Origin of the sequence: Bifidobacterium sp. UBA6881, from assembly GCA_002451435.1 — a bacterium.
GTDB lineage: Bacteria > Actinomycetota > Actinomycetes > Actinomycetales > Bifidobacteriaceae > Bifidobacterium.
In genome coordinates, this window is record DKCF01000010.1 from 9,449 (window position 1) to 20,528 (window position 11,080).

The window sequence follows — 11,080 nt, forward strand, 5'->3', positions numbered from 1 at the left end:
CCGGCCATGCGGCCGCCCAATCCGCAGCCGACGACCTTCGTGACGACGCCGAGCACCGTCATGATGGCGATGAACACGATCATGCGCGAATCATCCACGGCGGTCGTGTTCAGTCCGATGCCGACGAAGAACACCGGCACGAACAACGTGTCGCCGACCGGCTCGATGCAGCGGTCGGCCTCCTCCGCGTAATCGCTGTTGCTGACGGCGATGCCGGCGAAGAACGCGCCCACCGCGTAGCTCAATCCGGCGAGATTCGACGCCCACGCCATCGCCAGGCAGATGATCACCGCCATCACCGCGATTCCGGAAGGCGCCTTGAGCACGCCGGCCAAGGTCATCAGCGCGGGTGCCACCCATACGATCACCACCACCGCGGCGACGAAGAACAGCACCTGCTTGAGCAGAATCAGCCCAAGTCCCATAACGTCCACGTTGCCGGTGTTCACCAACGTGCTCATCACCGACAGCAGGATCACGCCGATCACGTCGTCCGCAACGGCCGCGCCGAGAATCGACACGCCTTCGCGGGAATCCAGCAGGCCGGCCTCCTTGAGCACGGCCACGGAGATCGACACGGACGTGGCGGAGAACACCACGCCGATGAACGCGGCCGGAATCGGCTTGAAGCCGAACAGCAGGCTCACCCCGCCCATCACCGCGACGGGGAACACCACGCCCATGCACGCGATGATGATGGCGGCCTTCGAATACTTTTTCAGCAATTGCAGGTCGCAACCGACGCCGCCGAGGAACATGAGGATGATGATGCCGAGATCGCTGAACAGCGACAGCGAATCGCTCATATGCAGCACGTTCAGCAATGCCGGACCGCATATGATGCCGACGAGGATCTGCCCGATGACCTCCGGCAGCTGCAGTTTCCGGCATGCCAGCCCGGAAACCGTGGTCAGCATCAAAATGGCGCACAGCGAAATGATGAACGTCGCCATGTTCTTCTCCTTTATCCGTATCGGTTTCCGCCGATGTCTCCTGTTCCGCGCTCAACAATACGGGCAAGACGGTAGCGCGGGGCGACGAACCTATGCGTGCCGTTGCATGGCGGTGAGCCGTGAATGCAACAGGGCCGCAAACCATATAATCGGGCATCCGAAAACAACATCACTGTATTTTTCCCATATTACGGGTAATCGTTTTTCGTCATGACTTGGTAATGCCGAGCTTACTTGAACCGCGTCGGAAGGAAACAAACCGATTCGATGATGCGAATCAACGGTTCACATTCAAACCCGTTCCAATATGGCGCGACCGGCACCAAGCTGATGCCCGCCTGACGGCCATGGATGCGGCGTTTGGCCTTAAGAGAGGAAGGAAGTGACGACCATGTCTTCGACAAACGTAATTTGGACATTGGTCACCGCCGTTCTGGTATTCATGATGCAGGCCGGTTTCGCCATGCTGGAAACCGGCTTCACCCGTGCCAAGAATGCAGGAAACATCGCCATGAAGAACATGACCGATTATTGCATCGGTTCGGTTCTGTATTGGATCATCGGTTTCGGTCTGATGTTCGGCCCGTCCATCGGCGGCATCATCGGACACCCTGATTTCTTCGTGATGGGCACCTATCAGTACAACAGCTTCGTGCCCACACCCGTGTACCTGATGTTCCAGACGGTGTTCTGCGCGACCAGCGCCACCATCGTTTCCGGAGCAATGGCGGAACGTACGAAGTTCGCTTCGTATCTGATTTACAGCGCCATCATTTCCGCGGTCGTATACCCGATTTCCGGCCATTGGTGCTGGAATTCCAATGGCTGGCTCGCCCAGCTCGGCTTCCATGATTTCGCCGGTTCCACGGTGGTGCACATGGTCGGCGGCATTTCCGCGTTGATTGGCGCCATTTTCCTTGGACCCCGTATCGGCAAGTTCGACAAGGACGGCAAGCCGCGCGACATCCCCGGCCACAGCATGACCCTCGCCTGCCTGGGCATCTTCCTGCTGTGGATCGGCTGGTTCGGCTTCAACCCCGGCTCCACGATCACCGCGGACGGCAAGGCCACGTGGTACTCCATGGGCAACATCTTCATCACCACCAACCTCGCCGCTTCGGTCGGCGCATTGACCGCCATGTTCCTGGCTTGGGCCAAGTACGGCAAGCCTGATGTCGGCATCACCATCAACGGCGCGCTGGCTGGCTTGATCGGCATCACCGCGGGCTGCGACGCGGTCAATCCGGTGGGTGCGTTCTTCATCGGTCTGCTGTCCGCGTTCATCTACGTGTTCGCGGCGGAAATCGTCGAGAGGAAGTTCAAGATCGACGACCCGGTGGGCGCTTTCGCGGCCCACGGCTGCTGCGGCGCGGGCGGCACGCTGATGGTCGGCCTGTTCGCCACGGACGGTGGCCTGTTCTATGGCGGCGGCATCAAGCTGTTCGGCATTGAGCTGCTGGGCGTCGCCTGTGTGGCGCTGTGGACCACCGTCACCATGTTCATCACCTTCTGGGTGCTGAAGCACACCATTGGACTGCGTGTTTCCGCCAAGGAGGAGATCGAGGGACTTGATCTGCCGGAGCACGCGTTGGCCAGCGCCTACGCCGACTTCGCGCCGAGCAAGATCGAGCTTGATGAGGACGCCTACGAAAAGAAGGTGGCCGGCATCAAGGACTGAAACACTGAAGGCCATTCCGGAAGCGGGTCGTCACGATGCCTTCGGGCATCCGGTGACGACCCGCGATGGGATGTACCGGACGAATTGGCTTCGGGCCGAATCGAATGAATTCCAAAAATCGCGATATGGGACTGACGGCCGGCCGCCGCTGATTGTCCATGTTCCATATCGTGATATTCCGCAACCGTTTCGGCAATGTGCCTTTTCTGGCGTCATGGCTTTCTTATCGCAATAATTACCGTGTTCTACTAGGTGGCGGACCACTATCGCGTTACGTTGCCGTAACACTTCGTAACGTTTTCAAAACGAGCGCGGCGTTCCATACCATGGTGTTAGCTCCACACGATGGAGTTAGGAATTGTGAATTCGGAAAGATAAGAAAGAGAGGGTGACATGGGCCAGCTTGATTCTGGAAATGCCGCGTGGATTTTGACCTGCGCATCCCTTGTGTTCCTCATGACGCCGGGCGTGGCGTTCTTCTATGGTGGCATGGTCCGCGCGAAGGCCGTGCTGAACATGATGATCATGGAGGCCGCGGCGCTGTCCGTCACCATGATCATCTGGGTGCTGTGGGGATGGTCGATCTCCTACGCCGGAACGTCTGTCGGCGGCATCTTCGGCGATCCGGCCACGGGCTTCCTGCTGAAGGATTCCATGGTCGCCGACAACGGCACGTTCACATCCGCGTCGTTGAACTCCAACCACTATCCGGTCAGCGTGGACGTGGCGTTCCAGGCCGCGTTCGCGATGATCACCGTCGCGTTGATCTGCGGCGCCATCGCCGAGCGCGTCAAGTACTCCACGTGGATGATCTTCGTCGCGCTGTGGATCACCTTCGACTACGCGCCGCTCGCCCACATGGTGTGGAACGGCGGCCTGCTGTCCGCCGACGGTGCGATCTCCCAGGCCATCGGCGCCGCCGCCCATGATTTCGCAGGCGGCACGGTCGTGCACATCAACGCCGCAGTCGCCGCGCTGGTCATCGTGCTCATCATCGGCAAGCGCAAGGGCTTCGGCACGCAGCCGTTCCGTCCGCACAACGTTCCGTTCGTGATGCTCGGCGCCTTCCTGCTGTGGTTCGGCTGGTTCGGCTTCAACGCCGGTTCCGCGTTCGCGGCCAATGGCACCGCCGGCTACGCGTGGGTCTCCACGTCCGCCGCTTCCGCCGCCGCAATGCTCTCCTGGGGCTTCACCGAGAAGATCCGCACCGGACACTACACCGCCATGGGCGCCGCCTCCGGTATCGTCGCCGGTCTGGTCGCCATCACCCCTGCCGCCGATGTGGTCTCCCCGCTGTGGGCCATCGTGCTGGGTGCCATCGTCGGCGTCGCCACCTGCTTCGCCTGCGGTCTGAAGTTCAAGCTTGGTTATGATGATTCCCTCGATGTCGTCGGCGTGCATGGCGTCGGCGGTTTCCTCGGCACCATCCTCGTCGGCTTCTTCGCCGAAGGCACCGGCCTGTTCGCAGGCGGTGATTGGAGGCAGCTCGCCGTGCAGTTGGTCGTCGCGCTCGTGGCCATCATCTGGTCCGCGGTCATCACCGGCATCATCGCCTTCGCTCTGGAGAAGACCATCGGCTGGCGCGTCACCGAGGCCCAGGAGGTCGGCGGCATCGATCTGGCCGACCAGGGCGAACGCGCTTACGATTTCGCTGGCACCGCCAGCTCCGTTCTTAAGGAGATGAAGTGAGATGAAGCTCATTACCGCCATCATCCAGCCCCATAAGCTCGACGACGTCAAGGAGGCCCTCGCGGCCGCGGGCGTGCACGGTCTGACCGTGTCGGAGGCCAACGGCTACGGCCGTCAGCGCGGCCACACCGAGGTCTACCGTGGCGCCGAATACACCGTGGACCTGATTCCGAAGATCCGCATCGAGGTGCTGTCCGACGACGCCGACGCCGAGACGCTGGTCAACGTGATTGTCAAGTCCGCCGGCTCCGGCACCATCGGCGACGGCAAGGTCTGGGTCACGCCGCTTGATTCGGTGACCCGCGTGCGTACCGGCGAGACCGGCTCCGCGGCCATCTGATTTGGGCTTCCCGGGCTTTGACGAGCCCGGACGCCAAGAGGACGGATCCCCGCACGTGCTTTGCGCCGTGCGGGGATTTTCGTTCCGCGCCTTTTCGATTTGTGTTCTTTATGGCTTTCGCCCTGTGATCTCGGTCGGTTCCGCCTTCGTGGAGCGTTTCTCCCTTCTGTTTTATATTTCGCGGTCTTTTCGCATGATGGTCCGCACGCCCGTTCGCATTGCAGGGTGTCGCGGGCATCGTGGGCTGCATCGGGCCGCGGGCAAGGATCGCGTGCATATGACTTCAGCAGTCGATGGTCTCAAACAACGGTTCATGGCGTTGAGCCAGCCGGATTCCGATGGCGTGTACCGCAATGGCGCGGCGAAGCGCAAGGCGCGTACGGATCTCGCCATGCGCTGCCTTCGGCAATTATGGCGGGACGCCTGCGGGCAGGTCTCGTTCGACGTGCCGTCCACCGGCATCGGATTGGGCGCGGTCGGATCCCTCGCCCGTGGACAGGTCGGGCCGAGCTCCGACCTCGATCTGGTGGTGGTGTACGAGCCGCATGCGTTGAACGACAAGCAGCTCAACGAGCTCGCCAACAAACTGTGGTATCCCATCTGGGATTCCGGTCTCGACCTCGACCAGTCGGTACGCACCGTCGCGCAATGCGAGGCGGTCACCGACCATGACCTTCCCGCCGCCATGGGGTGGCTCGACGTCGTGCCGATCGCGGGCGACACGCAGCTCATCGAACGCACGGCGGTGTCGATTCTGGAACGCTGGCGCAAGGCCGCCCGCAAACGTCTGCCGGAATTGCTGGACTCCGCCAAATCGCGGCTTGACGAGTTCGGACGCATGGCGTACATCAACCAGCCGAACATCAAGGAGTCGCGCGGCGGATTGCGCGATTCCGTGCTGGTCTCGGCATTGGCCGCGTCCTGGCTCGCCGACCGTCCGCACGGCCGGTACGACGACGCGGTGGAGCGTCTGCTCGATGTGCGCGACTGCGTGCATCTGGTCGCCAACAAAGACATGAACATGCTGCTGTCGCAATATCAGCCGAAAGTTGCGGCGATGCTGGGATTGGCGGATCCGACGTTGCCGGAAGGCGAGCGTGAGGCGAAATCCATCGATGACCTGCAGACGATGCTGGCGCGATTGGGCAGGCAGATCGCGTTCTCACTCGATTCCACGGCGTCGCGCGCCGAACATTCGCTGACGCATGAGAAACCGCGTTTCGCGTTCTTCCAGGTGTTCCAGCCCCGTGCGGGCGGCAAGCGGCAGGCGCCGAAATTCGAATCCGTCGCGCCGGGCGTGGTCAAACACGAGGGGCAGATCGTGCTTGCGCCGGGCGCCGAACCGTCGCAGGACGCCAAACTGGCGTTGCGGGTCGCGACGGCCGCGGCGCAATCCGATCTGCCGATCGCGCCGGGCACGCTGCGCAACCTCGGCAAGTGCCCGGTCGACGACCGCAGTTGGGACGACGAATCGCGCGCGCTGTTCCTGCGGCTTCTGGCGTCGGGGCCGGCGCTGCTGCGCGTATGGGAGGAAATCGATTTCGTCGACATTCCGGGCAGGCTGATTCCCGAATGGCTGGCGATCCGCAACCGTCCAAGCGCGTCGGCCGCGCACCGATACACCATCGACCGCCATTCCATCGAGGTGGTGACGCGTCTCGGCCGGGTCTCGCCGCGCGGCGAACAATACGATGACGGGCGTTACCGGGCGCTGCTGCTCGCCGGGTTGCTGCACGACATCGGCAAACGTCCCGGTGTCGCCGACCATGCCGCCGAAGGCGCGCGCCACACGGCCGCCGTGGTCAAACGCATGGGGTTCGACCGCAACATCGCCCGGTGGGTGACGTTGCTGGTGCGCGAACATCTGACGTTGTCGGAATTCGCCACCGGCAGGGATCCCCGCGATCCCGCGGTCGGCGACGACCTTGCGGCCCGGCTCGACCATGACCCGCTGCTGCTCGACATGCTGTTCGACCTGACCCGCGCCGATGGCTCGTCGCTCGGCGCCACGTCGGGCGAGACTATCTCCAAGCGCTACGGATGGAGCGCATGGCGCGAGACGCTGGTGCGCAACATGTACGACGCGGCCCGCTACCACATGTGATTCGGCCTCGCGCACCGCTCTGGATGTCGTGCGGTCGGTGTTGAACGCTCCGCGCGCCGGATTCGAATGGACCGTCGCGTGGAGTCGTCGGCGGTCCGTGTCGCGGCACAGTCCATCGGCGCTTCACGGAAATGTGGGGAACATATCACCTTGAGTTCACTTCGGCAAATCGAAAATGGGGAAATCGACGGATATGCAAGGGCAATCCCCAAGTTATCCACTCGGTTATCCCCATTTGGTGGATAACTCGGATTGTTTTCCACACAGTTATCCCCAATATGTGGATAACTCGGGTTTTTCTTGATTGCTTATCCACATTTTCGCGCTCCGAGCGTGTCGTTTTCTCCGGCGACACGATGTTGGGGAAATTCGTGCATAAATCGATGTGCCATCCGGCGATGGCGTCGCGACGCTATACGATTGCTTTCGGAAAACACGCGCTCGCGCGTGCGTGAAGAAACACGGTATATCGATCGACGATTGAGGGAGCGGCATGGCTGAGGGCAATTCGTGGGGCAACGATTCGGCGCGGGGAAGCGAGTTCTCCGCCGGAACGGCCGGCAGCGTCGTCCGCGACCCGCTGTTCGACCGCGTGCCGCCGCACGACGACGCCGCGGAAATGGCCGTGCTCGGCGGCATGCTGATGAGCAAGGACGCCATCGGCGAGGTGTCGCAGATGCTCGACGTCACCGACTTCTACCAGCCGCGCAACCAGACCGTGTACGAGGCGATCATCGACCTGTTCGCGGCGTCCCAGCCGGTCGACGCCGTGCTCGTCGCCAACCAGCTGCTCAAAGACGGCGATTTGGAAAAGGTGGGCGGCTCCGACTACCTGCACAGCCTCGTCGCCTCCGTGCCGACCGCGGCGAACGCGACCTTCTACGCCGACATCGTGCACCAGCGCGCCATCCTGCGCAACGTCATCGCCGCGGGCACCAAAATCGCGCAGCTCGGCTACTCCGCGGAAGGCTCGCAGGCCGAAGACGTCGTGAACCTCGCCCAGGCCGAGGTCTACGAGATGTCGGCCGGCAAGGTGCGTCAGGATTACGCGGCGATCGGCCCCGTCATCGCCGACACCCTCGACCAGATCGAACGGCAGCAGAACGGCGAGGTCTCCAAAGGCGTGATGACCGGATTCCGCGACATCGACAAGACGACGCTGGGCCTGCAGCCGGGCCAGATGGTCGTCGTCGCGGGACGACCGGCAATGGGCAAGTCCACGCTCGGCGTCGACTTCGCGCGTTCGGCCGCGCTGCACCAGAACATGACCACCGTGATCTTCAGCCTGGAGATGAGCAAAACCGAATTGGCGCAGCGCATCATCTCCGCCGAGACGAACATTCCGTTGGCCGCCATGCGCCGCGCGGAAGACATCACGCCGGAACGGTGGAGCGTGCTCAACGACCTGCAAGACAAACTACGCAGCGCGCCATTGTTCATCGACGACAGCCCGAACATGAGCCTGATGGAGATCCGTGCGAAATGCCGTCGTCTGAAGCAGACGAACGATCTGAAGCTCGTCGTCATCGACTATCTGCAGCTGATGACCTCCGGCAAGGCAGTGGAAAGCCGCCAGCAGGAGGTCTCCGACTTCTCCCGCGCGCTGAAGCTGCTCGCCAAGGAGCTGGAAGTGCCGGTCGTGGCGCTGAGCCAGCTGAACCGTGGTCCGGAAATGCGCCAGGACAAGCGCCCGCAGCTTTCCGACCTGCGAGAATCCGGCTCCATCGAACAGGACGCCGACGTGGTGTTTCTGGTGCACAGGCCGGACGCCTACGACAAGGAGGACCGTCCGGGCGAGGCGGATATCATCATGGCGAAGCATCGTAATGGTCCGACCGATACGTTCCATCTGGCGTTCCTCGGCGCATACTCGAAGTTCAAGGACATGCCGCAGGACTACCAGAACCAGCAGGAGGTGTGACATGGCGTGGAACTCATTCGCAACGCCGCTGATCGGCAAGGCCGTGCGCAAGGCCTCGCGTCTGGCGCACGGCGGCGGCAGCGCGTTCCCGGGCAAGATCGTGGAGAGCATCGACCCGCAGTTCCTTTCGCGCACCTTGGCGCAGCTGCCGCTCGGCGTGGTGCTGGTCTCCGGCACCAACGGCAAAACCACCACCACCCGCATGGTGGCCAGCATGCTCGGCTCGCTCGGCCTGAAGGTGTTCACCAACCCCACCGGTTCGAACTTCACCCGCGGCGTGGTTTCGGCATTGCTCTCCGAAGTGACGTTGGGCGGCGAACTCGACGCCGACATCGCGGTCCTGGAGCTCGACGAAGCCTACGCCGTGCACTTCGTCAGGCAGGTGAAGCCCGACTACTGTCTGCTGCTCAACGTGATGCGCGACCAGCTCGACCGCTTCGGCGAGATCGACAACACCGCGCGCCTGCTCAGCAAAGCCGCCGCGGCCACCACCGGCACGGTCGTGCTCAACCGCGAGGACCCGCGCATCGCGCGTCTCGCCGACGTGGTGAACACACAGGACGGCGTCGAGGTGCGCTACTTCGGACTTGACGAATCCTTGCGACGGTTCTTCCCCTCCGACGACGAGATGAAAACCACCGTCGCCGAGGAAGCGGACGAACTATCCGCGGATGCGGAATCCACGGCGTCCAGCACGACGGAATGTGGGGAATCCACGGAAAACGCCACGCACCGCAATCCACCAAGCACGGTGGATAAGCCGGCGCAGGAGGCCGACGCGCTGCCCGCCGACGTGACGCTGCTCGCCGTGGGCGACCACCATGCCAGCTTCGGCATCGACGGCGAATCCTACGCGACCGACGTGAAACTGGAAGGCGTGTACAACCTGTACAACGCGGCCGCGGCACTCGCCGTGGTGCGTGCCGTGGTCGCCGACGCGCAGGCGATGTTCCTGCCCTTCGAGCAGTCGCTCTCCGACGCGGACGCCGCCGCGTTGCTCAGGCAGGCGGGCGTCTCGCAGCGCATGATCGATTTCGCCCACTCCGGCACGCAGGCCATGATCGACGCGGCCGCCGAGGTCACGCCGGCGTTCGGCCGCGGCGAGGTCATCGACGTGGACGGTTCGCCGGTGGAGCTGCTGCTTGTCAAGAATCCGATGGGATTCCGCCTGTCGCTCGCGTCCTTCGCGCCGGAAGGCTGCGACACGATGATCTGCATCAACGACGAATACGCCGACGGCCGGGACATGAGTTGGCTGTGGGATGTGGACTTCACCTCGCTGCGCGGCACCGGCGTGGCCATGGTGTCGGGCGTGCGCGCATGGGACATGGCGCTGAGGCTCGAATACGACCAGGTGCCGGTCGAAACCGTCGACACCGAATTGGAGACGTCCGTGGAACGATTCGTGAAGACGAATCCCGGCAAGCCCAAGCACATCTACTGCACCTACACGGCCATGCTCAAGGCGCGCGCGGCGCTGGGGACCATCGCCCATGTCGCCGACGCCGGCGTGGGCCGATGACCGGCGGCACGGCAAAGGAACGAGGAGACGATATGAGCCAGACGATCGACATCGTGTCGCTGTATCCGAAAGACATGAACATCTACGGCGATTCCGGCAACGTGCTCACCGTGAGCCGCCGTCTCGCCCTCTACGGTTACACGCCGCGCGTGCACGCCTACAACCAGGGCGACGCATGGCCCGAACACGTCGATGTGATCCTCGGCGGCGGCGGACAGGACACCGGCCAGAAGAAGATCATCGACGATTTCTTCCGCCGTGCGGACCTTCTGCGCTCGCTCGCCGCGGACGGCGTGCCGATGCTGATGATCTGCGGCCTGTACCAGCTGTTCGGCGAATACTTCGAAACCGTCGACGGCTCAAGGCTTGACGGCATCGGCGTGATCGGCGCGTACACGGTCGGGCGCGACCAGCGTATGATCGGCAATCTGACCGAAACCTCCGACGAGTTCGGCAAGATCATCGGCTATGAGAACCATTCCGGCCAGACGTTCCTGCGCGACGGCGTGCGGCCGCTCGGCACGGTTGAAGCGGACGGCACCGGCAACAACGGCGAGGACCATACGGAGGGCGCGCGCGTCAACAACGTGATCGGCACGTACATGCACGGCTCGCTGCTGCCGAAGAACCCCGCGATCGCCGATTTCCTGATCCGCACCGCGGTGGAACGCCGTTACGGCGCGTTCGATCCGGAGTCGGCTGGTCAAAGCGCCGAGCAGAAGGCGGAACTCCGCCGCATCGACGAGATCGCCGACCGTGCCCGCCGCATCGCCATGTCGCGTCCGCGCTGACCCGTGCGCATCGCAGAACATTCATTGCGATGATCGCCATGCCGTCCGTCGATCGCCACCGTTGCCGAAATCGTGTGCCCGC

At 63.1% G+C, this 11,080-nt stretch carries 8 protein-coding genes; 7 read left to right on the forward strand and 1 reads right to left on the reverse strand.

Annotated features, from left to right (window positions below; translation table 11 throughout):
* Positions 1-953: cation:proton antiporter (locus B3C64_RS00790; protein WP_291533058.1), on the reverse strand; the 953-nt coding region annotated here is incomplete at its 3' end.
* A 391-nt stretch (positions 954-1,344) separates the two neighbouring features.
* On the opposite strand from B3C64_RS00790, the gene B3C64_RS00795 reads away from it, so the two are divergent.
* From B3C64_RS00795 to B3C64_RS00825, 7 genes are all read left to right on the forward strand, one after another.
* Positions 1,345-2,631, forward strand: coding sequence for an ammonium transporter (locus B3C64_RS00795; protein ID WP_291533059.1), 1,287 nt, complete (start codon positions 1,345-1,347; stop codon positions 2,629-2,631).
* A gap of 393 nt (positions 2,632-3,024) precedes the next feature.
* Entirely contained in the window at positions 3,025-4,320 is a 1,296-nt protein-coding gene (locus tag B3C64_RS00800) for an ammonium transporter (RefSeq protein WP_291533061.1), read from the forward strand.
* Position 4,321: 1 nt separating this feature from the next.
* Positions 4,322-4,660, forward strand: a complete 339-nt coding sequence (locus B3C64_RS00805) for a P-II family nitrogen regulator (protein WP_291533062.1) — start codon at positions 4,322-4,324, stop codon at positions 4,658-4,660.
* Positions 4,661-4,937: 277 nt separating this feature from the next.
* Positions 4,938-6,764, forward strand: coding sequence for a nucleotidyltransferase domain-containing protein (locus B3C64_RS00810; RefSeq protein WP_291533063.1), 1,827 nt, complete (start codon positions 4,938-4,940; stop codon positions 6,762-6,764).
* Between the two features lie 493 nt (positions 6,765-7,257).
* Positions 7,258-8,685 carry a replicative DNA helicase gene (gene dnaB / locus B3C64_RS00815; RefSeq protein ID WP_291533064.1) on the forward strand — a complete coding sequence of 476 codons (1,428 nt, stop codon included), beginning with the start codon at positions 7,258-7,260 and terminating at the stop codon, positions 8,683-8,685.
* A 1-nt stretch (position 8,686) separates the two neighbouring features.
* Positions 8,687-10,207 (forward strand): Mur ligase family protein, encoded by a 1,521-nt coding sequence (locus tag B3C64_RS00820; RefSeq protein ID WP_291533066.1) that lies wholly within the window; start codon positions 8,687-8,689, stop codon positions 10,205-10,207.
* 32 nt (positions 10,208-10,239) lie between these two features.
* Positions 10,240-10,998: a type 1 glutamine amidotransferase gene (locus B3C64_RS00825; protein WP_291533067.1), complete on the forward strand. Its 759-nt coding sequence runs from the start codon at positions 10,240-10,242 to the stop codon at positions 10,996-10,998.
* The last annotated feature ends 82 nt before the right edge of the window (positions 10,999-11,080 follow it).